The sequence below is a fragment of the Chloroflexota bacterium genome (assembly GCA_015478725.1).
Lineage (GTDB): Bacteria > Chloroflexota > Limnocylindria > Limnocylindrales > CSP1-4 > C-114.
On record JADMIG010000011.1, the window covers coordinates 24,049 to 46,170 of the forward strand.

The 22,122-nt window shown below is 70.0% G+C and carries 25 protein-coding genes and 1 pseudogene; 10 read left to right on the forward strand and 16 right to left on the reverse strand.

All coding sequences use genetic code 11. The features are described from left to right. Positions 1-73: 73 nt before the first annotated feature. Genes IVW53_08830 through IVW53_08845 form a run of 4 tightly spaced genes read right to left on the reverse strand, consistent with a single transcriptional unit; the run spans position 74 to position 2,630 of the window. Positions 74-925, reverse strand: coding sequence for a class I SAM-dependent methyltransferase (locus IVW53_08830; protein ID MBF6605668.1), 852 nt, complete (start codon positions 923-925; stop codon positions 74-76). Next, the gene (locus IVW53_08835; protein ID MBF6605669.1) at positions 922-1,104 is read right to left on the reverse strand and encodes a hypothetical protein; all 183 of its coding nucleotides are present in this window, start codon (positions 1,102-1,104) and stop codon (positions 922-924) included. The genes IVW53_08830 and IVW53_08835 overlap by 4 nt, the downstream gene beginning before the upstream one ends. After that, on the reverse strand, positions 1,101-1,964 hold the full coding sequence (locus tag IVW53_08840; protein ID MBF6605670.1) for a cytochrome c biogenesis protein CcdA: 864 nt from the start codon (positions 1,962-1,964) through the stop codon (positions 1,101-1,103). Before IVW53_08840 ends, IVW53_08835 begins: the two co-directional genes overlap by 4 nt. 15 nt (positions 1,965-1,979) lie before the next feature. Beyond that, entirely contained in the window at positions 1,980-2,630 is a 651-nt protein-coding gene (locus IVW53_08845) for a DsbA family protein (GenBank protein MBF6605671.1), read from the reverse strand. A 286-nt stretch (positions 2,631-2,916) separates the two neighbouring features. Here IVW53_08845 and IVW53_08850 point away from each other — a divergent pair, with 286 nt between their 5' ends. Next, a complete protein-coding gene (locus tag IVW53_08850) occupies positions 2,917-3,438 on the forward strand; it encodes a hypothetical protein (protein ID MBF6605672.1) in 522 nt (173 codons plus the stop codon). Here the strand turns inward: IVW53_08850 and IVW53_08855 are convergent. The 3 genes from IVW53_08855 to IVW53_08865 form a co-directional block, all read right to left on the reverse strand. Further along, positions 3,435-4,298 carry a methyltransferase domain-containing protein gene (locus tag IVW53_08855; protein MBF6605673.1) on the reverse strand — a complete coding sequence of 288 codons (864 nt, stop codon included), beginning with the start codon at positions 4,296-4,298 and terminating at the stop codon, positions 3,435-3,437. The two genes, IVW53_08850 and IVW53_08855, sit on opposite strands and share 4 nt — an antisense overlap. Beyond that, on the reverse strand, positions 4,298-5,734 hold the full coding sequence (locus IVW53_08860) for a radical SAM protein (GenBank protein MBF6605674.1): 1,437 nt from the start codon (positions 5,732-5,734) through the stop codon (positions 4,298-4,300). The genes IVW53_08855 and IVW53_08860 overlap by 1 nt, the downstream gene beginning before the upstream one ends. A gap of 62 nt (positions 5,735-5,796) precedes the next feature. Next, on the reverse strand, positions 5,797-6,402 hold the full coding sequence (locus IVW53_08865) for a DUF1684 domain-containing protein (protein ID MBF6605675.1): 606 nt from the start codon (positions 6,400-6,402) through the stop codon (positions 5,797-5,799). A 181-nt stretch (positions 6,403-6,583) separates the two neighbouring features. On the opposite strand from IVW53_08865, the gene IVW53_08870 reads away from it, so the two are divergent. From IVW53_08870 to IVW53_08900, 7 genes are all read left to right on the forward strand, one after another. Beyond that, positions 6,584-7,957, forward strand: a complete 1,374-nt coding sequence (locus IVW53_08870; protein ID MBF6605676.1) for an NAD(P)/FAD-dependent oxidoreductase — start codon at positions 6,584-6,586, stop codon at positions 7,955-7,957. Between the two features lie 120 nt (positions 7,958-8,077). After that, positions 8,078-8,788, forward strand: a complete 711-nt coding sequence (locus IVW53_08875) for an NAD(P)H-hydrate epimerase (GenBank protein ID MBF6605677.1) — start codon at positions 8,078-8,080, stop codon at positions 8,786-8,788. Continuing rightward, positions 8,785-9,510, forward strand: coding sequence for a Crp/Fnr family transcriptional regulator (locus tag IVW53_08880; protein ID MBF6605678.1), 726 nt, complete (start codon positions 8,785-8,787; stop codon positions 9,508-9,510). Before IVW53_08875 ends, IVW53_08880 begins: the two co-directional genes overlap by 4 nt. 76 nt (positions 9,511-9,586) lie before the next feature. Then, positions 9,587-9,862, forward strand: coding sequence for a UBP-type zinc finger domain-containing protein (locus IVW53_08885; protein ID MBF6605679.1), 276 nt, complete (start codon positions 9,587-9,589; stop codon positions 9,860-9,862). Between the two features lie 91 nt (positions 9,863-9,953). After that, on the forward strand, positions 9,954-10,202 hold the full coding sequence (locus IVW53_08890; GenBank protein MBF6605680.1) for a cation transporter: 249 nt from the start codon (positions 9,954-9,956) through the stop codon (positions 10,200-10,202). Further along, a complete protein-coding gene (merA, locus tag IVW53_08895; GenBank protein MBF6605681.1) occupies positions 10,195-11,622 on the forward strand; it encodes a mercury(II) reductase in 1,428 nt (475 codons plus the stop codon). The genes IVW53_08890 and merA overlap by 8 nt, the downstream gene beginning before the upstream one ends. Then, on the forward strand, positions 11,619-12,005 hold the full coding sequence (locus IVW53_08900; protein ID MBF6605682.1) for a winged helix-turn-helix transcriptional regulator: 387 nt from the start codon (positions 11,619-11,621) through the stop codon (positions 12,003-12,005). The genes merA and IVW53_08900 overlap by 4 nt, the downstream gene beginning before the upstream one ends. Before the next feature lie 24 nt (positions 12,006-12,029). On the opposite strand, the gene IVW53_08905 is transcribed toward IVW53_08900, so the two are convergent. From IVW53_08905 to IVW53_08925, 5 genes are all read right to left on the reverse strand, one after another. Next, entirely contained in the window at positions 12,030-13,133 is a 1,104-nt protein-coding gene (locus tag IVW53_08905) for a glycosyltransferase (GenBank protein ID MBF6605683.1), read from the reverse strand. 55 nt (positions 13,134-13,188) lie between these two features. Next, positions 13,189-13,995 carry a Rieske 2Fe-2S domain-containing protein gene (locus IVW53_08910; GenBank protein ID MBF6605684.1) on the reverse strand — a complete coding sequence of 269 codons (807 nt, stop codon included), beginning with the start codon at positions 13,993-13,995 and terminating at the stop codon, positions 13,189-13,191. Between the two features lie 189 nt (positions 13,996-14,184). Continuing rightward, positions 14,185-15,066, reverse strand: coding sequence for a dihydrofolate reductase family protein (locus tag IVW53_08915; protein ID MBF6605685.1), 882 nt, complete (start codon positions 15,064-15,066; stop codon positions 14,185-14,187). 34 nt (positions 15,067-15,100) lie between these two features. Further along, entirely contained in the window at positions 15,101-15,760 is a 660-nt protein-coding gene (locus IVW53_08920) for a GTP cyclohydrolase I (GenBank protein ID MBF6605686.1), read from the reverse strand. Between the two features lie 114 nt (positions 15,761-15,874). Continuing rightward, a complete protein-coding gene (locus IVW53_08925; GenBank protein ID MBF6605687.1) occupies positions 15,875-16,318 on the reverse strand; it encodes a group 1 truncated hemoglobin in 444 nt (147 codons plus the stop codon). Between the two features lie 189 nt (positions 16,319-16,507). On the opposite strand from IVW53_08925, the gene IVW53_08930 reads away from it, so the two are divergent. Then, positions 16,508-17,254, forward strand: a complete 747-nt coding sequence (locus IVW53_08930; GenBank protein MBF6605688.1) for a transcriptional regulator — start codon at positions 16,508-16,510, stop codon at positions 17,252-17,254. On the opposite strand, the gene IVW53_08935 is transcribed toward IVW53_08930, so the two are convergent. The 4 genes and pseudogenes from IVW53_08935 to IVW53_08950 form a co-directional block, all read right to left on the reverse strand. Then, a complete protein-coding gene (locus tag IVW53_08935; protein ID MBF6605689.1) occupies positions 17,215-17,721 on the reverse strand; it encodes a carbonic anhydrase in 507 nt (168 codons plus the stop codon). The two genes, IVW53_08930 and IVW53_08935, sit on opposite strands and share 40 nt — an antisense overlap. A gap of 487 nt (positions 17,722-18,208) precedes the next feature. Further along, positions 18,209-19,651: a glycosyltransferase family 39 protein gene (locus tag IVW53_08940; protein ID MBF6605690.1), complete on the reverse strand. Its 1,443-nt coding sequence runs from the start codon at positions 19,649-19,651 to the stop codon at positions 18,209-18,211. A 667-nt stretch (positions 19,652-20,318) separates the two neighbouring features. Then, positions 20,319-20,525, reverse strand: a pseudogene (locus IVW53_08945) (hypothetical protein). 495 nt (positions 20,526-21,020) lie between these two features. Further along, positions 21,021-21,206 (reverse strand): hypothetical protein, encoded by a 186-nt coding sequence (locus IVW53_08950; protein ID MBF6605691.1) that lies wholly within the window; start codon positions 21,204-21,206, stop codon positions 21,021-21,023. 218 nt (positions 21,207-21,424) lie between these two features. On the opposite strand from IVW53_08950, the gene IVW53_08955 reads away from it, so the two are divergent. After that, complete coding sequence (locus IVW53_08955; GenBank protein MBF6605692.1) at positions 21,425-22,117, forward strand: Crp/Fnr family transcriptional regulator; 693 nt, start codon at positions 21,425-21,427, stop codon at positions 22,115-22,117. Positions 22,118-22,122: the final 5 nt, after the last annotated feature.

A 22,122-nucleotide genomic window follows, 5' to 3' on the forward strand; every position in this document is an offset into this window, starting at 1 on the left:
GTGCGGACTCCTTATCCAATCGTTGATAGGACCCGACCGTAGTCGCACCCGTCGCGATGTTCTGTAGCCTCCCTCACAAAGCCTGCAGGACACCGCCTGGGCAAGGCGCCGCGTAGGCCAGCCCGCCGCCGGGTGTGGGCTGCTGGTACGCGATGAGGAACCGCCAGCGGCTCATTCGACCAGCCTCGATGGACCTCTGGACCAGAGCCTCTTCGGCGAGGATGAGGAGCATCGCCAGACGGCCTCGGGACGTCGCCGTCCGCTCGCGAAGCAGGGTCCGCGCCGCGTCGGCGCGTCGGCGACTGCTCTCGTCAAGAGCCGCCGTGACGTCGTCGAACCGCTCGACTCGGACGTCGGCCGCGTGGAGCGAGCGGCCCAGCCGATCGCCGGCATTCGGACCGGTGACGAGGAGTGCAGCGAAGAGTCGACCGTTGGGACCCAGTGCTTCCCCGATGCCCCGGACCGACGCTGCGAGGTCCGGCGCGAACATCAGGGAGTCGATCGCGTAGGCGCTCGTGGCGCCGAGGAGCGGTGGGCAGGCAAGATCGCCGGCGTAGAACCGGACCGCGGCACTGACGCCAGCACGCCGGGCTCGCCTCGTCGCCGCGGCGACGGCCCGCCGGGAAACGTCGACGCCGACGATCTGTGCTCCTGAGCGGCGATGCATCTCGAGCGCCAGGCTGCCGATCCCGCAGCCGAGGTCGAGCAGCCGATCGCCCGGCGCGGGATCGAGGTCCGTCAGCAGGAAGTCGCGGTCCTCCGTGGTGAGATAGCCGTGGGCAGCCACGCCCCCGGCCGCCGTGAGCGTCAGGAAGCGACGTCCCGCGACTGATCCGACGAGGAGCGCGTAGGAGATGTCGAAGTAGATCCGGGCGATGACCCCGGCCGCGACTCGACCAAGCCCCCGCCGCTGCCGCCACGTCACGCGCGGGGCCTTCGGGCCGGGCGGAGCCAGGCAAAGGCGATGGCGGCGCCCACGACGATGACGACGGCGATCTCCGCCGGTTTGTCGAGCGCCCCGCCAGCGGATCGGACCGCGACGAGGCCAGCGCCGGTCACGATCGCTCCGCCCACGATGACTTCGGCCCGTGGACGGATGGTCATTCGCCGGGCTCCGGAACGCGGCGCTTCCGCCGAGTGAGCGAGCGGCCGGCGATCGCCACCAGCGCGACCATGGGCAGGCCAACGATCGCGACGAGGAGCAACGGGGTCCGCACGGCGAGGTCGCGCACCCCACTCTCGATGGAGAGGGCGAGATCCGCGGCGCCGAGGGCTGCATAGAGGCCACCCAGGGCGTTCGAGCCCTGGAACACGATGAAGGCCGCGCCGAGCCCGATGAACAGCAGGCTCGAGATGACGACGGAGCTGTGGCGGCGGATCGGACCGAGCTGCAGCTCCCGGCCGCGCAGGCGGCCGCGACCGGAGGCCCCGAGTCGGTCCCAGGCGAGGGCGAGGGCGAACAGCGGGGCGGCCATCCCTGCCGCGAAGATCGCGAGGAGGACCGCGCCCTCGATCGCGCCCCCGGAGGCGCCCGCGATCGTCAGTACCCCGCCGAGCAGCGGCCCCGAGCAGAACCCGCCGATCCCGTACACGAGACCGAGCACGTACGTGGCGGCAAGGGACTCGCCGCTCGCGGCGAACCCTCGTCCGGAGAGGCGTCCGGCGCCCGGCACCTCGAACCCGCCGACCGCCAGCTGGAAGGCACCGATCGCGATGAGCAGGAGGCCGGCCACGATCGAGACCTCTGTCCGGTGCTCGAGGAACAGGCTGCCGAGAGCCCCGACGCCGAGGCCGAGCGGGACGAAGAGGGTGAGGAGTCCGACGTAGAAGACAGCGGTCCGCAGGAGCAGCTGGCCGCGCGACGGGAATGCATAGGCGAAGAAGGCCGGCAGGAGCAGTGCCGAACACGGGCTGAGCAAGGACAGCACGCCGCCGGCGAACGCGACGACCGTCTCGATTCCCATCGCTGCGTCTCGCGGCTACTTCGACGCGAGGGCGGCATCGATCGCCGCCTGGAAGACCTCGAATGGCTGGGCGCCGACGATCCGCTGCGTGCCGATGAGGAACGTGGGAGTGCCGTTGAAGCCCTTCGAGGTGACGTCGGCGAGATCCGCCTGGACCGCGCCGGCGTGGGTACCCGCGTCGACGCAGGCGTCGAACTTGGAGACGTCGAGTCCGAGGCTGGCGCCGAATCCCTTGAGGCGGTCCTTCGAGAACGCCCCCGTGTTCTCGCCGCCCTGGTTCTCATAAAGGAGGTCGTGATACTCCCAGAACCTGCCCTGATCGCCCGCGCAGCGCGCGGCATTCGCCGCGTCCCGCGACTCAGGGCCGATCCAGGCGAAGTCGTGCCACTCGAGGCGGACCGTGCCGGTGTCGATGTAGGCGGTCTTGATCTGCACCTCGACCGAACGAGCGAATGCCCCGCATGACGGACACTGGAAGTCGCCGTATTCGCGGATCAGGACGGGCGCGGCGGCCTGGCCGAGAACCGGGTGCGGGTCCGCGACGCTGCCTGTGGGCGTGCCCGCCGCGCCGATGTAGAGGATGCCGACGACCGTGGCGGCCGCGACCGCGAGGAGCCCTGGCAGCGCCCAGCGCCGGAGACTGCGCGGCGAGCGCCGCGCTGGCATCGCGCTGCGGACCGTCGACCGCCCGGATCGGTCCGTCGCCCGTAGGCTCGTCCGGACACCAGCGCGCTCGGTGGAACCCAGGGGCGTGGTTGTACCTTCGCGCGGATCTGCGCTTCGGCGACGCTTGCCCAATCGATCCTCCGTCCGGTCCACGTCAAGCGGCCGCGCCGCGCACCCCGGGGGATGGTAGGCGGGTCACTGTGTCGCGGCTGTGACGGACATCACGAACCGGGGACGTGACGCACCACACAGCGATCCTGCCGGGGATAGATCAACATTCGCGCCGATGAACGATCGCACTACCATCGACGACGTTGGGCCGATCGTCGCCGAGGTCAGCGCGCCCGCCGCCCTCGTGTTCCAAATGATTGGCGCGATCGGCCAGGGTCCCCAGCGTCCTGGCGACCGCGCCGACGTTCTTGCGCGCGATGGCGATTCGCTCATCTGCGATTTCCGGACGACCGTCCGCCTCCCACTCGGCCGGAGACGATCCGTGCGAACGCGTGAGGCCGTGCGGCTCGTGCCACCGGACCGCGTCGAGTACGAGCACCTCGACGGTCCGGTCCGCGGTCTTCGCGAGTCGATCACGGTCGAATCGATCGAAGACCATCGCAGCCGGCTCGTCTACCGGGGCACGTACGGTTCGCGGGGTCGCCTCGCCCGGGCGGTCTTCCGGCTCCTGTCCAAGGGCACGATCGAGCGCGCGATGGATGAGCACTTCACCGACCTTCGGCAGCGGGCCGAAGCTCGGGCGGTGCGCAGCCGAGCGTTCGCGGTCGAGCCAGCCGTCGAACCCGTCGACGACTAGGGGTCGGCCTGGGCAACCGCCGCGAAGTACCGCAGATCCCCCCGCCGCACCGCGGCGCGGACCTCGTCTGCGAGGCGCTGCGCCTGCGCCGGTCCGATCCATGCTGAGCCAGCGGACCCGGCGAGCGCCCCGAGATCCAGTCCCAGGTCGCGCGCCGCGACCGCCGCCAACCTGATGCGGGCTTCGATCCGATCGACGAGGGCGCAGATCGACGCCGTCCGATCCCACCGTCGCTCGATCCTCAGGCCGGCAGCACCGAGCTGCCGGCCGAGCTCGCCGGCGCGCCAGGCATCGGTGACGCACAGCGCCGCGCCGAGGATCCGGTGGTCGGTCAGCGCCGGGATCGGGTCGTCGCCGACCTCGACATCGCTCAGGATGAGCCGGCCACCCGGGCGGAGCACTCGGCGCATCTCGATCAGCGCGTCCGTCCGGGGCAGCGTCGAGAGGACGCACTCGGCGAGGATCCCGTCGAAGGTGGCCGATTCGTACGGCAGGTTCAGCAGATCGGCCCGGCGCCAGCGCACCCGACCGATTGGCTCGCGTGATTCGGCGTGCGCGATCACCTCGGCGCTGGCGTCCACGGCGTCGACCTGGAGACCGAACTCGCCGGCTGCGAGGCGCGAGCTTGCCCCCGGACCGCAACCGGCGTCGAGCAGCCGCGTTCCCGGCTTGAGCTCTGACGCCGCGAGCAGCTGGCGCGTGCTCTCGAGCCCACCGGGGTGGAACGACTCTCCGATGAGGAGCTCGGCGAGCGGATTCCCGTAGACCGTCGAGCAGCAGGCGATGACGCTGGCTGGCTCACGCCGGAGTTCGACCCTCGGGCTGACCGGCCCCGGGTCGCCCGAACGCTCGGCCGTCATCAACGCGGCTCCAGGACCGCAACGGCGCGGCCACCACGTCGTCGGGCGGCGAGGCGCTGGCGGGTCTCCTCGCGGTAGCCGACCGTGTTGTACGTGCAGAAGGGGATCATCCGTCCGTCATCCTGGAGGACCCCGATGCAGCACTTCATCGCCTTCTTGACGTCGAACGTCCAAGGATCGAGAAAATCCCGCATTTGGACCATGAAGACCCGCCGGGCGAGGTCGGTGAGCGCCGGCAGATCGAGATCGCACGCAGCGCAGACGAACCGTTCGCTCGTCGAATCGCCCGGCACGGACCCGGCCGACCAGAGCCCCTCCAGGGCGTGCAGGATGTTCCGGTCGATGTTCGGCAGCGTCCGGTTCGTGATGTAGTCGAGGTACTGGTCAACCTCGAGGACGCGCGGCAGCGGGATCACCTCGCCGTCGTCGCCGAGGTAGGCGTAGGTGACCGAACTGCAGGTCGGGAAGCAGCACGGGATCGGGACAAAGTCGCTCGCCCGAAACGTCTCGCCGCCGGTCTCGAGAGCGCGGAGCACGTCCGGGATCGTCATTCGCCGCAGCGGGTCGTGGTCGGGGTGGCGCCCCGTGTGGGTCACGGGCTGGAACATCACGCCACGGACCGCCGGGTGCTTGAGGCCGAACTCGACGATCGGCCCGACCTCGTGCTCGTTCACGTCCCGCTCGATGGCCGCGACGAGGATGACGTGCAGGTCGGCTTCGGCCAGGCGATCGAGGGCCCGGAGCTTCGTCTCGAGGAGCGGCTCGCCCCGGATCGTCCGGTACGTCTCGTCGGTGAGGCCATCGAACTGGAGGTAGATGAGCGGCCGGAGCGCGGCGAAGCGGGCGAACCACTGCGGATCATTCGCGACGCGGAGGCCGTTCGTATTGACCATCACGTGACGGATGTCGCGGTGCTGGGCCGCCGTGATCATCTGGAGGAGGTCCGGGTGGATCGTCGGCTCGCCGCCGGAGAACTGGACCACCTCGGGGTGGCCCTCGAGCTCGACGAACCGGTCGAGCATCGCCTCGACCTCGGCAACCGTCAGGTTGAAGCCGGCCCCGGCGTTCGCGAAGCAGACCGGGCAGTCGAGATTGCACGCCGTGTTTACCTCGATGAGGGCGAGGCACGTGTGCTGGCGGTGCTCCGGGCAGATCCCACAGTCGAGCGGGCAGCCGCGGGCCACCTCGGTCGTGACCCGCAGCGGTGCCTGGCCGGGTTTGTTGAACCGAGCGTTCTCGACATAGGCGCGGGAGTCGGCGTAGATGAGTCCCTCGAACCAGCCGTGCGTGTCGCAGCGCTTCCGCATGAAGACCTCGCCGTCGCGGAGGAGGACCTGGGCGTCGATGACGGTCCGGCACTCCGGACAGATCGAGCGAGTCACCTCGTGGAGGATCTCGCCCGCTGGGCGCGGCTGCGGGGGGAGCGTCGGGAGCATGTGGCCTCCAGGGGAGCGGTCGGTGGACACGTCGGCTCGGTCGATGCCGGTCCCGCCTTCGGTCAGCGAGCGGCCGGAGCGGCCGGCAGCCGCTCACCAGCCTCGATCCGGATCGGCAGACGGTTCTCGCCGGGGGTCAGGGGGCAGGAATAGGTATCGGCGTAGACGCAGTACGGGTGATACGCAAGGTTGAGATCGAGCGCGTACGTCCCGTCGTCCTCCGCCTCGAGATCGAGGTAGCGTCCGGCGCCGTAGGTCTCGACGCCGCTCGTGCCATCGAGGAATGGCACGAAGAGCGACTCGGCGCGTCCCCCGTCCATGACATACGCTGTCAGCGAGCGCGGTGCTCCGCCCACGGGGAAGGTGAACGAGCCCGCTCGATGCGCCGGTCGAAGCTGGCCGTCCGAGGTAGGGATCTCGAAGGCCGAGGGTGCTTCCCCGTGATATGGCTCGAGCTCCAATCCTTCGAATCGGAGCGTGGGATCGATCGGGAAGTACGGCAGTCCCGAGAAGGCGGGGCGCTGGGAGGCCGGGATCGGGCTTGACGGTGACGCCTTGAAGAACGCGTCCTTGGCGGCCCGATGGCGCTCGATCTCCGCCGCGTACCCGTGTTGGTGGTCGTCCGCCACTGGCTGATCTCCCTGGCCTGTCCCGTTCGCCGCGATCATGGGGCTTCGGCGGTCCCGGGGCCGTAACCGAGCCCACACTCTCCAACGTGACGCGCGCCACAGCGGGCGAGGCGGCGATCCGCATAGCCTCGGTGAGCCGCGACTCTCGTGGCGCGGGGTCGGTCGGCGATCGGGCAGGCGACGGCCCAGCACGACGCCCGCACCAGGAGAACATCCGCCGATGGAAGAGCAGTTCGACTTCGTGATCATCGGCGCCGGGTCGGCTGGTGAGGCTGCGACCTACATGGCACGTGGCCGCGGTGCTTCGGTCGCGATCGTCGATCGAGAGCTCTTCGGCGGATCGTGCCCGTTTTGGGCCTGCATGCCGTCCAAGACGCTCCTCCACGCGGCCGCGGTCCACGCGGGTGGCGGCGGCTACGACTGGCCGCAGGCCTCCGCCCGACGCGACTACATGATCAACCGTGAGGGGACTGATGTTCCGAGCGACGCGGGTCACGTGCATGGGCTCGAAGATGCCGGCGCGGTCGTCGTTCGCGGGACCGCCCGGATCGTCGGACCGGGTGCGGTCGCGGTCTCTGGGGACGGGGACGAGCGGATGCTGCACGCACGGAACATCGTGGTTGCGGGCGGCACGTTCCCGACGATCCCGAGTATCGAAGGACTCGACCGGATCATCTTCTGGACGAACCGCGAGGCCACCACCACCCGCGTCCTCCCGGCAAGCCTTGTCGTCCTCGGCGCCGGACCGACCGGCGTCGAGCTGGCACAGGTTTTCGCCAGATATGGCGTCCCCACCGCCCTCGTCGCGTCGCAGTCGAGGGTCAATCCCAAGGATCATCCGCGGAACTCGAGCGCCCTGGAGGCCGGCCTTCGACGAGACGGGGTCGATGTGCGGACCGGTGTGCAGGCGCTGCGCGTGCGGGGACGCGCGGGGGCATCCGGAGCCGACGTGGTGGACCTGTCCGACGGCACGACGGTCGAAGGTCACCGGATCCTGCTCGCGGTAGGCCGAACCGTGCCCGTCGCCGGACTCGGGCTCGAGACCGTGGGGGTGAAGCTGTCAGATGGCCGTCCGGTCGTCGGTCCGGACCTGAGGATCGCCGACCACGTCTACGCCGTCGGGGACCTGGCAGGACCGGAGATGCACACGCACCTCGCGCACTACCAGGGCGAGCTCGCCGTCCGCATCGCGCTCGGCGACGACGTTCGGCCCGACTACTCGGCGATCCCTCGCGTCGTCTACACGGACCCTGAGGCCGCCGGCGTCGGGCTCACCCTCGAGCAGGCGATCGCGGCCGGATACGATGCCTTCGAGGAAGTGGCCGACCTTGCGACGAGCGCGAAGGGCTACGTCGTCGAGGCGACCGGGCACGTCACGATCATCGTCGATCGACGGACGCGGACGTTGCGCGGGGCGTTCATCGCCGGACCGGCGGCATCGGAGGTCATCCACGAGGCGGTTCTCGCCATCAGGATCCAGGCGACCATCGACGTCCTCGCCGACACGATCCACGCCTTCCCGACGACGGCTCGGGTCATGGGCGGGCTCTTCTCACAGGCCATTCGCACGCTCGACGCCACGAAGCGGCGCTGATCTCGATGCACGCGCCACCGACGCTTCTGTTCGCACGGCGGTAGCAGTCGAGTGACCGATCCTGGCGCATTCGTTCCCGTGATCCCGGCCTCGGCGGTCCCGAGCGTGACCGCGACCGTGATGACCGAGGTCGACAGGCTCGCTATCGAGATGTACGGCATCACCCTGCTCCAGATGATGGAGCAGGCCGGCTCCCACCTCGCGGAGGTCGTTCGACTTGAGCTCGGTGGCGACCTCCGTTCACGAAACGTCGTCGTGGCGGTCGGGCCCGGCAACAACGGCGGCGGCGGGCTGGTGGCAGCCCGACACCTTGTCAACCGCGGCGCGAGCGTGCGGGTCGTCCTGGCGCGGCCCACGCTGCGTATGACCGAGGCGGCCCGGCACCAGCTGGCGACGCTCATCGCGATGGGGACGAGCTGCTGCGTGGCCACGTACGACCTTGGTGACGAGGAGCTCGACGTGGTGCTCGCGAATGCCGACGTCGTCGTCGACGCGATCCTGGGCTACAAGATCCACGGCGCGCCGCGCGGGGAGGTCGAACGGCTCATCGGCTTCGTCATCCGCTCGGGCCGCCCGGTGGTCAGCCTCGACCTGCCCTCGGGCATCGATCCGGACACTGGCGACGCGTCCGGCATCGCGATCTCCGGCGCGGCGACCCTCACTCTCGCGCTGCCCAAGCCGGGCCTCATTCGCGGGGTTGGCGCCACTCGCAGTGGCCGGCTCTACCTTGGAGACCTCGGGCTACCAGCGGCCCTCTATGCTGGCCTGCACATCGACGTCGGCCCATTGTTCGCCGCCGGCCGTATCGTCCACCTGGATCGGATCGCGTGACCAGACTCACCCAGGCGCGTTCGTTGACCGAGAAGCTCGGCCTCCTCAGCGAGGTCGCCCTCTTCGCCGGGCTGTCGGAAGCCGACATCGAGGCGATCGGCCATGCCACGACGATGACCCACTGCGTCCGTGGCCAGCAGATCCTCTCGCCCGACGACGCGCCGGACCGGATCCACATCATCAAGAAGGGCCAGGTGCGGGTCTTCCGCGTCACGCCCGACGGCAAGCAGCTGACCCTCGACATCTACGAGAAGGGAACGATCCTCGGCGACATGGGCCTCCTCGGGCAGGACCGGCTTCCCGAGGCGTATGCCGAGGCGATCGGCGACGGGGTGATCTGCACGATCACCCCGGAAGAGCTGCGCCGGCTCATCGAGCGCCACCCGGTCGTTGGCATCAATATCATCCGGCACCTCTCTCGGCGGCTCCAGGCCGCCGAGCGGGAGCTCGAGGCGATGGCGTACCAGCGGGTCGATCAGCGGCTCGCCCGGAAGCTGCTCGATCTCGGCCAACGCTTCGGCGTCTCGACGCTTCGAGGCACGCTGATCGAAGCACGGCTCACGCAGCAGGAGCTCGCCGAGATGATCGGCACGACCCGCGAGACGCTCGCCCACACGCTCGCCGATTTCCGGCGGCGGGGCTTGCTCGACACGGCCCACCACGAGGTCGTCATCCGCGACGCCGAGCGCCTCGCGGAGATCGCCGACGGGGACCTTCTCTAGGCGCTCCGGCTCGTCCTTCTCGGAGAGCGTGATCCTCCCTACATCCTGCGAGGCCGAACGTCGCTACGGTCGCGCCATGGACATCCTCCGCCTCATCACCAGATCCATTTCCACCACCGCATGCGAACATGTCCCCGCCGAGACCGCGGCACCCCAGGCTGACCGCTGTCAGGAATGCGGCAGTTCGTTCAGCCTCCGACTGTGCGCAACCTGCGGCCACGTCGGTTGCTGCGAATCCCAGGCCGGCCACGCCCGCTCCCACGCCTTGAGCGCTGATCATCCGGTCATCTACCAGGTGCCGGCGGGCTCCGGCTTCATCTGGTGCTACCCGGATCGAAGGTACGTCGGCTGAGGCGCCGGCTTGGGCGGGGGGATACCGTTGCGTGGTATACGAATACGGTATATCGTGTGGATAGACGTATCGACACCCTGGAGTTCCCGACATGACCCAGCCCATCGTCTACATCGACCTCGGCATCGGCGGGATGACCTGCGACGACTGCGTCGTTCACGTCACCGAAGCGCTCGAGTCAGCCCCGGGGGTCGAACACGTCAGCGTGGACCTCGAGTCTCGCAGTGCGGTCGTCACGGCGAGGGCGGACGTGTCGACGGCGGCCCTCGCCGCGGCCGTCCGCGCGACCGGCCAGTACAACGCGTTCGAGCGCGGACGGCGACCGGCCTCCGATGCGTGACGCGTTCGACTTCCTCATCCTCGGCTCTGGCTCGACCGCCTTCGCCGCGGCGATCAAGGCGTCCGACCTCGGCGCCCGGGTGGCGATGGTCGAGCGCCGGACGCTCGGCGGAACGTGCGCGAATCGCGGCTGCCTGCCCTCGAAGAACCTCATCGAGGCCGCCCGGATCGTCCACGAGGCGGCCCACCCGCGGTATGCCGGGCTCGCACCAGCCGCCGTCGGCGTCGACTTCGGGGCCCTCGTCGCCCAGAAGGACGATCTCGTGCGGGAGTACCGGGCGAAGAAGTACGCCAGCGTCGCCGACGGCCTGGCCGACCTGGAGCTGCTCGAGGGCGACGCGTCCCTCCTCGATCCACACACGATCGGTCTCGGCGACCGGCGGGTGAGCGGCGACCGGATCCTCATCGCCACCGGCAGTCGTCCGACGATCCCGTCGATCCCGGGCCTCGATACCGTGCCCTACCTCACGAGCGACCTCCTCGACGCCGATGAGGCCGGCCGACTGACCGCTCTGCCCGCCTCGCTCGCCGTCCTCGGCGGCGGCTACGTCGCGGTCGAGCTCGCCCAGCTCTTTGCCCGGCTCGGCAGCCGGGTGACGATCGTCGCCCGCTCGGGGCTGCTCTCAGGGTACGAACCCGCCCTCGGCGAGACGCTCGCCGAGGTGTTCGTCGCCGAGGGGATCGAGGTCCTCACCGCCACCCCCATCGAGCGGGTCGAGGGCGACGCGCGGGAGGTGCGGGTCCATGTCGAGACACCGACGGCCGGCCGGATCGTCCGCGCCGAACGGCTCCTCGTCGCCACCGGCCGGACCCCGAACACCGAGACGCTCGGGCTCGAACGGGCCGGCATCGCGGTCGACGGCGACGGCTTCGTCACGGTCGATGCCGAGCTGCGGACGAGCCAACCGCACATCTGGGCGGCGGGCGACGTCATCGGTCGCCAGCACGGCTCCCAGACCGCGACGCCGGTCGGCGCACGGCAGGGACGACTCGTCGCCGAGAACGCGTTCGCTGGCGCGAAGCGGCGCTTCGACGGGACCGTCATCCCGCGCGCGATCTTCACCGACCCACCGATCGCGGTCGTCGGCGAGACGGAAGCCGAGGTCCGCGCTCGCCGCTACCCCGCGGTCACCGCAACGACGCCACTCGCCTACGTCCCGCGGGCCGGGGCGATCCATCGGACGACCGGGTTCGTCAAGTTCATCGCCTCGACGATCGACGAGCGGGTCATGGGCGTCCACGTCATCGGCGAGGCGGCGCCGGAGATCATCGGCGAGGCGGCGATGGCCATGAAGTTCAAGGCCACCCTGGCCGACTTCATCGACCTCATCCACGTCTACCCCACGATGAGCGAGGCGCTCAAGATCGGCGCCCAGGCGTTCAGCCGCGACGTGACGAAGCTCTCCTGCTGCGCAGAATGACGAGCAACCTTCCTGTCGCCGCCCGGCGAGCCGACGAACTCGATCGACCGGCGGTCCTGGGCGCCTTCTTCGCGGGGCTATCCGACCCGACCCGGGTGCGGATCCTCGAACTGCTCGCCGAGCGGGCGCAGACGGTGACCGAGCTCGTCGAGGCGCTCGGCCTCGCGCAGGGCCGGGTGTCGAGCCATCTCTCGTGCCTGCGCTGGTGCGGCTACGTCGAGGCGCGCGTGGAGGGCCGCTACAACCGCTATCGGCTCGTCGACGAGCGGGTCCGCGAGATCCTCCGGCTCGGCGAGGCGATCGTGCGCGACAACGCCGACCGGCTCACCTCGTGCCTCGTCCTCGCGATCGAGGACGCCGCCGGATCGGGCGACGCGCCGTGAGTGAGAACCGAGGGAGACCCCGGGTCACCGGCGCCGTCCGCCGGCCACCTCCAGCAGGACCGCCTCGTAAGCGTCGACGGCCGCGTCCAATCCCAGGCGCCGACGGGCCGAGGCACGCACGCGAGCGCGGTCGAGCCGTTGCGCCCGACTGACCGCCACGACCAGCGCGTCCTCATCGTCGGGATCGACGAGGAAACCGCTCACCCCCTCCTCGACGACCTCGGGCAGCGCGCCGCGCCGGTAGCCGACGACGGGAGAGCCGGCCATCTGGGCCTCCGCGGCCACGAGGCCGAATGGCTCTTCCCAGGCGATCGGGAGGAGGGTCACCGCGGCGCGGGCCATCAGCCGCCACAGCGCGTGCCGCGGAACCGTGGGCAGCAGCTCGACCTGGTCCAGCAACGGCCTGACCTCGGTCTCGAAATAGGTGCGGTCATACGCCTCGCCGACGACTCGCGGTCGGAGCCCGGCGCGGAGGGCAACGCGGATCCCTGCGGCGACCCCCTTTTCCGGCGAGATGCGCCCCGCGATGAGGGCCACGGGCTCCACCGTGGCGGGTTCGGGGGCCTGGTCCGGGATCCCGTTGCGCAGGACCAGCACATCAGCGATCCCGGCCGCTGCCCAGTCACGTCGTGCGGCCTCCGAGACAGTGGCCAAGACGCCATGGGTGCGCCGGGCGGCGGCCACGACCTCCGGGACGATTGGTGGAAGGTGGAGGGTATGGAGGACCGGACGACCGGTGGTGCACTCGATCGCCGCGGCATCGAAGGCGTGGCCGCTGATGGCGTCGGCGCCCTGCTGATCGATGGCGTCGAAGGCCCGGCGGAACGTGTCGCGCACCGCAGCAGCTGCTCGCGGGGCGGTCGGGCGCGGCCGGGCCAGGCTCGAGGACCGATCCGCCTGCCGCTCGGCCACCGGCCGCACCAGCGTCGTCGTGACCAGGGGGCTGACCGGAACCTCGACAAGCTGCAGGCCCGGGGCTGTCGAGCCGGCGGCACAATACACACGGACTTCGTGGCCTCGGCTCGCCAATGATCCCGCAAGGTCCAGGAGGAAGGCGTGCGGCCCGTACGGCATGGCCGGCCGCAGCGGCGCGAAGAGCGGCGCGACGACCGCGATCCGCAGCCTCATCCCCGGCGCCCGGGTGCGTTCGAGCTCGGCTGGAGGGCCGTGAGCATCGATCGGGCTACACGGCTCGCCGGCGCACTTCGACCTGCCCGTCGGTGACCCGCACGTCGTAGCGCGGCTGCGGGAAGGTGGCCGGGCCACGCAGGACCGACCCTTCGGCCGGCCGGAAGCGTGAGCCGTGCCAGGGGCACTCGACGTACCCCCCCGTCAGGGTCCCCTCGTGCAGCGGTCCTCCCGCGTGCGAGCAGACGTCCCCCAGCGCGCAGAGTCGGCCTTCGGTACTGACGATGAGGACCGCATCGCCACCGACGTGGACCAGGTTCAGCCCCTCGACGAGCCCCGACAGCGGACCGACCGCCGAGTACTCCTCGGGCCCTTCGCGAAACGCGTTGTGATCGACCATCGACCCGAAGGCGAAGGCCATCTCGCCTCCCAGGTAGCCGCCGGCGACGAGCGTGATCCAGCCGACCACCGCGACGAGTCGGGCGCCGGGGCTCTCGAGGGAGCCGGTCACCCGGAGGAGGCCGCTGACGAGGTAGAGCAGCGTCGCGACCAGCATGACCAACCCGTGCACGAACCCGACGCGCTGCTCGTAGCCGTACGTATCTTTCCAGTCGGTCGCGCCGCTGGCGATCGAACCGAAGGCGGCGACCACCCCGAGCCACAGCGCGATCGCGGCGGCCAAGCCGAGCCCGGCGCCGGGAACCGCGAGGGCGATGAGGTCCAGCACGAGCACGATCGTCCAGGCGCCGATGGGGACGTCTGTCAGCATCGGATGCAGCGGATGGCCCAGCCAGGTGCCGTTCAGGAGGCCCTGGACGGGACGTCCGAGCGGTCCAAGGGCGCGGTAGATCGCGGCGATCAACCCGGAGGTCCAGCCGATCGGCCGGTTCCACGCCCTCCGGTGTCCGAGCAGCCGGTCAACCAGTGGCGAGGTCACAAGACTCGGCCCTCCTGCACCAGGCTGGATCCGCCGCCCGAGGGACGGCCTCGCGATCCGGCTCGCTCTAACAATAGCATCTGCTAGTCAAAGAGCAGGATCGCGGAGGCTCGCCTAGAGCGTCGCCGGCGCGGGACGATAGCGCAGGAACAGGTGGTTGCCCGCACGTCGGGCCGAATGGAGCGTGGCCCACGGGGCGGCCGTCGCCGCGAAGGCGTGACCCTCGACGAGCGCCAGCCGCTCGACCGTCCCGCTCCGGCCGAGCAACTGCGGCGCCAGGGTCAGGAACAGCTCGTCGCCGAGGCCCGCCGCCAGCAGTCCGGCGAACAGATGCGGACCGCCTTCGCAGAGCACCAGCCGAGCGCCGAGGCGGACCAGCAGGTCGAGCAGTGGCCCTGCCGCCACATGCCCTGCCTCGCCGATGACCTCGACCCGCACTGCGGGGCGCAGCCCGGAGGCCGCCAGACGCGTGGCACCGGCCGGCGTCGTCGCGATCACGACCGGCACCGTGGTCGTACTCAAGCCGGGGTGGCGGGGGTCGAGGTTCCCGGCGGCGGTGACCACGACTGTCGTCGGCTGCGGCTCGAGGCCGAGCGTCCGTCGCCACGTGGCCGTTTCGGCCGCCGTGGCCGGATGGACGTGATCGGCACTCCAGCGGTGGTCGGGCGCGGCGCGCACGGTGCCGGCGCCGACGAGGACGACGTCGGCGAGCGTGCGCAGCAGGGCCATGACGAATCGGTCGGGCTCGAAGAAGCCGCTGATCTCGCCGCCGCCGGCGCCGGCCGAGCGGTCCAGGGCGACGACGCCGTCGAGGCTCTGCACGAAGTTCGCCACGATCGTCGGCCGATCGGGGTGGAGCGGGATCGTCAGCTCGCCGCCATAGCGGTCGCGAAGGTCGGCTGGCATCGGTCGGCCTCGGGCGCGGTCCGGGACGGTGACGTCCGGGCGCGCCTCCCAGAGAGCCTCGAGGGCCGCTGGCGGCTGGCGGTCGCTCACCAGCCCGCGTCACCGACCGGGTGACCCTGGGTCCTCATGCCGGGCGGCGCAGCCCGGCGACGTCGAAGAACTCGCTGCGCAGCGCCGCATGCTCGGTGTAGGTGCCCCGGAAGGCGGTCGTTCGAGTCTTCGGGTGAAGCTCGCGCACGCCGCGCATCTGGGTGCACAGGTGATGGCCTTCCACGTACACCGCCACGCCGTGGGGCTCCATCATCCGGGTGAGCTCGTCCGCGATCTGGTGGGTCATCTGTTCCTGGACGCCGAACCGTCGGGTCACGACCCGAACGAGGCGGGTGAGCTTGCTGATGCCGATGATGCCCTCGTGCGCCACGTAGCCGACCCAGGCCTCGCCGAAGAACGGCAGCGCATGGTGCTCGCACAGCGAGAAGTACGGAATCGGGCCTTCGACCACCTGCGCGAGCTCGCAGTTCGCCCCGCCGTGACAGACCGTCGGAAACGCGGTGAGCAGCTTCGGGTCGCCTTCGTAGCCGATCGTGGCCTCGTACAGCGCTCGGAGGTGACGACGCGGGGTGTCCGCGGTCGCCTGGCTGCTCAGGTCCAAGCCGAGCGCGGTGAAGATCTCGGCGAGGTAGCCCTCGAACCGGATCCGGTCCGCGTCGCTGATGGCTCGCGGATGGATCAGGTCGGCGATCGGCGCGTCCTCATCGCGGGCCGTGACAGGATGATGGGTCATCGCTCGCTCCTTACGGCCGAGGTCGTCAACTCGAACTCGACGAGGATACGTCCGTTGGTTGCGCACGCGAACGGCGCGTCCGGCGACGCGCGCCAGTCTGCAGCAGGTCAGACCTCAACGGCCTCCATTGGCCGCGGCCACGTATCCTTCGTTCACCTCGCCCTTGTGCGCCGAGAACGCAGCCAGGACCTCCTCTTTCTCCCGCTGAGGCACCTTGACGAAGTCGAGAGTGCGCCCAAGCTCAGCCGCGACTTCATCGAACTCCTCGGGAGAGATCCGGAGCTCTCGATGGGCTTCTTCCAGGCCAAGGAGAGTGCTCCCTGGTCTCGTGGCTGTAAATTGGAAGGGTCCACCCGCAACGCTGCAGACCCACAGCGTGCGCATGAACTTCAGGCCCGGCAGTCTGCCCAGATTGTTCGTATGCCATTCCCGGAGGGCCGGATTTTTCGATCCTTGACCAACGATCGGGTTCTCGACGACCGCATCGCTGAAGTGGTCAACGACTGCCGCGATGGCAAATGCGCCACCGAGCCTTTCGTACAAACTTGACTCAGACATTGTCAGCACCTCGTCTCATGGGTTTCCTGTGGGCGCGGCCCGCCGCGAACTCAATGGACCTCGCGACGAGCGGACGGCTCTCGGCATCCAGCCTGTCCGCGTCTATCGTTAGCAGTTGTTAGTTGTACATTGCTCAGCAACGCATGTCAACGCCTTGCGCAAGGACGTACTTGCTTTAGAATCGCAGCCATGCCAACCACTCGGGCCGACATCCAGGCAGTGGCGCTGCTCGATGAGCCGGTCCGCCGCGCGCTATACGAGTGCGTCGCCGACGCCAGCCGTGCGGTCAGCCGTGACGAGGCCGCGGCTGCGGTCGATGTCTCGCGCGCGCTCGCCGCATTCCACCTTGATCGGCTCGTCGGCGCGGGCCTGCTCGTTGCGGAATATCGCCGCCTGTCCGGCCGTACCGGCCCCGGCGCCGGACGGCCGGCCAAGCTCTATCGGACCGGACCTCGTGAAGTCGCTGTCTCGCTGCCCGAGCGCCACTACGAGATCGCCGCGCTGCTGTTCGCGAAGACGATCGAGCAACTGGCCGAGCAACTACCGCCCGACGCCCTGCGCTCGGCGGCTCGCGAAGTGGGCGAGTGGGTCGGCTCAGAGGCGCGTAAACGCGCGGGAAGGCGACCCAGCCAGAAACGACTGCGCGAGGCATTGATCGACTCGCTCGCTGAGCGCGGCTATCAACCAGGCGAGACGTCGGGCGAGATCCGTCTTGGCAACTGCCCGTTTCACGCGCTCGTTGACGACCATCGCCAGCTCGTCTGCGGCATGAATCTGGCGCTGGCTGCCGGGCTGATTGTCGGGCTTGGAGATCGCAACGGTGAGGCCCGCCTGGATCCCCAGCCCGGCCAGTGCTGTGTCGCCATCGGGCGAGCCGGGCGGGAGCGCTCGATCGTCTACACGACCTCACGCAGGCGGCCGGTCTCGACCTCGTAGACAAGGCCATGGATGGGAACGTCCTTGACCCACGGGTGGGCGCGGATCCGCTCGATCTGCGCGCGGAGGTTCGCCTCGAGATCAGAGAACGCGAGGAGGGGCAGCTCGACGTCCGTCCCGGTCCGGGCCGCGAGGTCTCGGCGCACGGTTTCGTCCTCGAACGTGAGCATGCCGCAGCCGGTGTGCTCGATGACGATGATCTCCTCGGTCCCCAGCAGGTGCTGGCTGATGACGAGCGATCGGATCGCGTCATCGGTCGCCAGGCCACCTGCATTGCGGATGATGTGGGCGTCGCCAGTCCGGAGTCCGAGGACGTCCTCGACGGTCAGGCGCGCATCCATGCAGGCAAGGACAGCAAGCTTCCGGCCGGGCGGCAGCGGTAACGCTGAACGGTCGAACTGGGCAGCGTGCCGCTCGTTCTCGTTGAGGGCACGGACATATTCAGGGGTGCGGACGACAGGAGCCATCGGGACGGAGCCTCCGGTACGCGCTGAGGGATGAGTCAACCGCGGAAGATGCGGGCTCAGACCAGCAAACGGCTCCAGTGCGATCGAGGTGCGCCGACCTTGAACGTCCGCGCGTGGAGCAGGTCCGAGACCCGCTCGATACACAGGCAGCGGACGAGAAGGCGGGGTCCGATCACGCCGGGTATCGTAGCCGAAGGCTCTCCTCACTGGAAGCCCTGTGCCTGGCCTCGTCGGGGTATCGTCGACCTCGAAGCGCTGAGCGGCCGAAGGCGACGCTGGGGGCACTCATCCCCATTCGGAACTCGCCGGCACAGTGGGATCTCGCGCAGGACGAACGTCGAACGATCTTCGAGGTCCGTTCGAGGCACCATTCGCACGGGACTCGACTACCTGCCTGCCATCGCTCGCCGGCTGCTCCATGGGCGGGACATCGGCGAGGCGTTCGACTTTCTGACCTGGTTCAGGTTGGACGTGACGGATCGCGACGCTACGAGAGGTGCCGGAGGCTCGGCCAGATCGCGACCCACGGCGCCCGCAGGCCGCTGCACACGGACACGTGCTGCCCCTGCTCCTGGTTCTGGATCCCGAGCCCATTGTCGATCCGGGCGACGGTTCGGCAGCCGACGAAGTCAGGACTCCAGTCGGCGCTCGTCCAGTCGCCCACGTGCACCACCACGGTGCGGTCGGCCGGCGGGGGTCCCCAGTCCCAGAACGCGTTGTGGCCCGAGTAGACCGGGGGCAGCCCCGTGCCCAGCAGCTCGAGCGCGCCCGCCTCGCCGTAGTTGTTGGTCAGGATCACTGCGTGGGCGCGCTCCGCCGCGGGCAGGGCGGCGACCACGCCCCCCACCGTCGCGACGAGCTGCGGCCAGCCGATCTGCTCGGCCGAGTCGGGGACCGTGGATGGGAGCGACGTGGTCGCGAACGTGGCGACTGGCAGGATCGGCAGGGTCAGGTACGCGATGAGCGCGACCGAGATCGCCGCAGCCGCGGTGAAGCCGGTGGCCCGCAGGCGCCGGTGGCCGCGCGCCAGCCAGCTGTCCGTGAGAATGGCGCCCGCCGCCATGAACGGGGGCAGGGCGCCGACGGCGTAGTAAGCCTTGCCGCCACTGACGACCACGAGGATGAGCGCGACCATGGCGGCCATCCCGATCGCCCGCCAGGGTGCGGCTGCCTTCGCCCGCAGCATCCAGGCCCAGCCGGCGACGGTCACCGGGAAGAGGAGCGGACCGGTGAACAGCCACAGCAGCGGCACGAGCTGGGACCGGTTCGACGCGGCGTCGCCTGCGATGTGGGAGGCCATCGTCAGCTGGGGGAAGCCGTGCGTCGCCTGCCAGGCGAGGTTGGGCGCCCAGAGCAGGAGCGCGATCCCGATCGCCGCCCACGCCCACGGCGAGCGCACGACGTCCCAGCGCCGGGCGAAGACGAGTCCCACTGCGAGCCCCGCGCCCAGGAGGAGGAGCGTGTCCTTGTTCTCGAGTCCGATCCCGGTCGCGACGCCCAGGGCCAGCCAGAGGCGCCGGTCGCCACCGGCGAGGAGCTTCACGAGCAGCCACAGGATGAACGCCCAGGCGAGCAGGTCGTATTCGGCGGTGTCGTCGAGATGGCCCGCGGCGAGATAGCCCGAGAGGGCGACCGTGATCGCCGCGAGGATCTGGGCCCGTCGTGAGCCGCCCAGGTCGCGCGCGATGAGCGCGGCCAGGACCGCGATGAGCGCCATCGCGAGGGCGGGCAGCACGCGCACAGCCGTCGGCGAGACCCCGAGCACCGCGGCCGAGGCGGCGCTGAGCAGCGGGGTCAGCGGCGGCTGGTCGACGTAGCCGAAGGCCGGGTGGCGACCCGCCACGATGAAGTACATCTCGTCACGATGGAAGCCGTAGGCGCCCGACACGGCGAGCAACCCGACGACCATGAGGCTGGCGACCAGGAGCACGGGCCAGGGAATGGCGCGCAAGGAGAGACGGTCGTGGGATGCGTTGGCGGTCGAGCTTGTCATTGTCGTGTCCCTGATGGAGCCGCGTGAAGGGGCTCACCACCGAAGGTAAGCATCCCAACTTCTGTGCTGACCTGCCGTGAATCGGGTGAGCCCCATCCGCCACGCTGTTGGTGTCAAAGCAAACCAGCAGGCGGAGGGGCTCACCATGGAGTGTACGGTTCCGGTCGAGGTCCACGTCACGACGGAGCATGGCGGCCATGTTGTCTGCCCCCCGATCCGCGATCGTGCGCGTGAGGCCGTGGCTCGCCCCATGGCGCGCGATGGCGGCGAGCTGGGTCTCGGCGACCCGCACCGCTCGCCAGGCGGCAGCGGCGGTCCGCTCGGCGGCGGCGGCGCGGGACCACGCGGCGCGAGCGTAGGTGGCGGCCCGGCTCGCATCGGCCGCTCGGGAGTGCTTCCAGCCGGCGCAGGCCTCGGGATCGCCCCAGCGGCAGGGTCCGGCAGCGAGGGCCGCGGCGGCCGCGGCATTGGCATCGGCGCTCCGGGCGGCGCTCATCGCGCTCGAGGCCGCGGCGGAGGCGGCGACGGCCACTGCCCGGAGGACATCGAGCCCGCGGGTCTTCGCGATCCCGGCACAGTCGTCGGTGCCCAGGCGGCAGGCGGCATGGCCGTCGGGATCGATCAGCGAGGCCGGGTTCGCCTCGGCGTAGAGGTAGCGGTTGAGGCTCAGCGGATCGGCCACCTGGCCGAGGCTCGTGTCGAGCGAGGTGAAGGCGGCGCTCGCGGGGTCGTACTGGCGGGCACCGAAGTCGTACTGCCCGGAGACGGGCTCGAGGAGCCGGCCGCCGAAGCGGTACGGGTTGACGCTCGTGCCGGCACGCTCTCGCTGAGCGGGGCATTCGTCGCGGAATAGGTGAACGTGCTGTTCGCGGTGACGCTCGCCGCGGAGGACGTCTCATTGCCGGCGGCGTCGTACACCGGGTGGGCGCTCGTTAGGCGAGACCGATCGGTACGCGAACAGCGGTCGGGTCAATCCGGCGATCACTGGCTGTTGCTCGCGCGTCGCGGCGCGTCTGATCAGGTCGAGGCGAGAGGAGTTGGAGCGCCACTTTACGAGCGAAGGTCTGGATCGTGGCACCGCCGACCCGAGTGGGCGTCGTCTGGTCCGCCTGACCCCTCGGGAGGCCGGCATCTTGCAAGGCCCTGGAAAGCGGCCCACGACGCGTCGCATCCGACGCGGTCTCCACGCGATGGCAACATCGTGTGAACCCGCGCGACGATCAGGCGGGCGAGAAGGCGCCGTTGGGGCGGCGCCCCGGCCGCACGCAAGAGGGTTTGCCGAACACGTGCGCCGTGTGGCTGAGGGTCAACGCTTCGTGAAGAACGCCCGCATCGGATCGAAGTAGTTGTCCCGCCACCCTTGCTCGTACCCGCTCTGGCCCTCCGGGATATTCGTTTGGTGGAGCGTGATCAGGGTGCCCGGACCGGCGGCAACGTGTTGCGTCCCGTCGAACGCCACGTCAATCCGGTCGAGGCTGTGGGAAGATCGCATCCAGCACGTGCTCGGCTTGGTCGGGTCGACGCCTGTGTCGCAACACCATCATTCCCGATCATTCCCGATCAGGCGGGCACTTGTTCCGCTGTCCCGGACCGTGATCAACTCAGCGATTTCCGGTCGCCAGCGCGTCCCACCGGCGACTGACCGTCGACACGGCCACGAGGATCCAACGATGAGCGGAGCGCAGCCGCGACCCGGGGCAAAGCCGTCAGGTGCCCCGCTCGACCGACCCCGAGATCGCGGCCGCTGTCCGGTTGTCGTTCCTCGGCCGCGTGCCGACGGCGTCACTGATGCGGCTCCTCGACGATGCTCTCGACTTCGTCGTCCCCGCCGGCGGCGTCATCCATCCGGAGGGCGGGCCTCCATTCGCCATGTTGGTGGTCAGCGGTCTCGTGAGGATCGTCGCGTCGTCACCAGACGGCCGACAAGCGACGATCCGTTATGGACGGAACGGGGCCCAGCTTGGGTTCGGGTCGCTATTCTCGGAGCTCCCGAACGTCGTCGCGGCGGTGGCGTTACGCAACACGCGAGTCGTCGCGCTTCGACCTGGCCGTGCGCGCGAGCTGGCGACGACGAATCCCGCGATCGCCGCCGCGCTGCTGGCCGAGCTCTCCGACCGCATCATCGCGTACCAGGGCGAGCTCATCGGGAGCACCTTCTCGGGACTCCGCCAGAAGGTCGCGCGACACCTGCTCGACATCGCTCAGCCCGCCCGAGGTTCGGGACCCCTCGTCGCGCACGTCTCGCAGGCGGCCCTCGCCGACGCCGTCGGGACGAGTCGGGAGGTCGTCGTCCGGGTGCTCCGCGACCTCCGGGCCGCCGGTCTGATCGAGACGGGACGCGACGGGGTCGTGCTGCTGGCGCCGGAACGGGTGCACGAGGAGTCGTGGCCGACGACGCCCTGAGGAGC

Excerpts from the sequence above, each read along its gene's own strand:
- IVW53_08835 (MBF6605669.1), bottom strand. The coding sequence starts at position 1,104 with ATGACCATCCGTCCACGGGCCGAAGTCATCGTGGGCGGAGCGATCGTG.
- IVW53_08840 (MBF6605670.1), bottom strand. The coding sequence starts at position 1,964 with ATGGGAATCGAGACGGTCGTCGCGTTCGCCGGCGGCGTGCTGTCCTTG.
- IVW53_08845 (MBF6605671.1), bottom strand. The coding sequence starts at position 2,630 with ATGCCAGCGCGGCGCTCGCCGCGCAGTCTCCGGCGCTGGGCGCTGCCA.
- IVW53_08850 (MBF6605672.1), top strand. The coding sequence starts at position 2,917 with ATGAACGATCGCACTACCATCGACGACGTTGGGCCGATCGTCGCCGAG.
- IVW53_08855 (MBF6605673.1), bottom strand. The coding sequence starts at position 4,298 with ATGACGGCCGAGCGTTCGGGCGACCCGGGGCCGGTCAGCCCGAGGGTC.
- IVW53_08860 (MBF6605674.1), bottom strand. The coding sequence starts at position 5,734 with ATGCTCCCGACGCTCCCCCCGCAGCCGCGCCCAGCGGGCGAGATCCTC.
- IVW53_08865 (MBF6605675.1), bottom strand. The coding sequence starts at position 6,402 with ATGATCGCGGCGAACGGGACAGGCCAGGGAGATCAGCCAGTGGCGGAC.
- IVW53_08870 (MBF6605676.1), top strand. The coding sequence starts at position 6,584 with ATGGAAGAGCAGTTCGACTTCGTGATCATCGGCGCCGGGTCGGCTGGT.
- IVW53_08875 (MBF6605677.1), top strand. The coding sequence starts at position 8,078 with ATGACCGAGGTCGACAGGCTCGCTATCGAGATGTACGGCATCACCCTG.
- IVW53_08885 (MBF6605679.1), top strand. The coding sequence starts at position 9,587 with ATGGACATCCTCCGCCTCATCACCAGATCCATTTCCACCACCGCATGC.
- IVW53_08890 (MBF6605680.1), top strand. The coding sequence starts at position 9,954 with ATGACCCAGCCCATCGTCTACATCGACCTCGGCATCGGCGGGATGACC.
- merA (MBF6605681.1), top strand. The coding sequence starts at position 10,195 with ATGCGTGACGCGTTCGACTTCCTCATCCTCGGCTCTGGCTCGACCGCC.
- IVW53_08900 (MBF6605682.1), top strand. The coding sequence starts at position 11,619 with ATGACGAGCAACCTTCCTGTCGCCGCCCGGCGAGCCGACGAACTCGAT.
- IVW53_08905 (MBF6605683.1), bottom strand. The coding sequence starts at position 13,133 with ATGAGGCTGCGGATCGCGGTCGTCGCGCCGCTCTTCGCGCCGCTGCGG.
- IVW53_08920 (MBF6605686.1), bottom strand. The coding sequence starts at position 15,760 with ATGACCCATCATCCTGTCACGGCCCGCGATGAGGACGCGCCGATCGCC.
- IVW53_08925 (MBF6605687.1), bottom strand. The coding sequence starts at position 16,318 with ATGTCTGAGTCAAGTTTGTACGAAAGGCTCGGTGGCGCATTTGCCATC.
- IVW53_08930 (MBF6605688.1), top strand. The coding sequence starts at position 16,508 with ATGCCAACCACTCGGGCCGACATCCAGGCAGTGGCGCTGCTCGATGAG.
- IVW53_08935 (MBF6605689.1), bottom strand. The coding sequence starts at position 17,721 with ATGGCTCCTGTCGTCCGCACCCCTGAATATGTCCGTGCCCTCAACGAG.
- IVW53_08950 (MBF6605691.1), bottom strand. The coding sequence starts at position 21,206 with ATGCGATCTTCCCACAGCCTCGACCGGATTGACGTGGCGTTCGACGGG.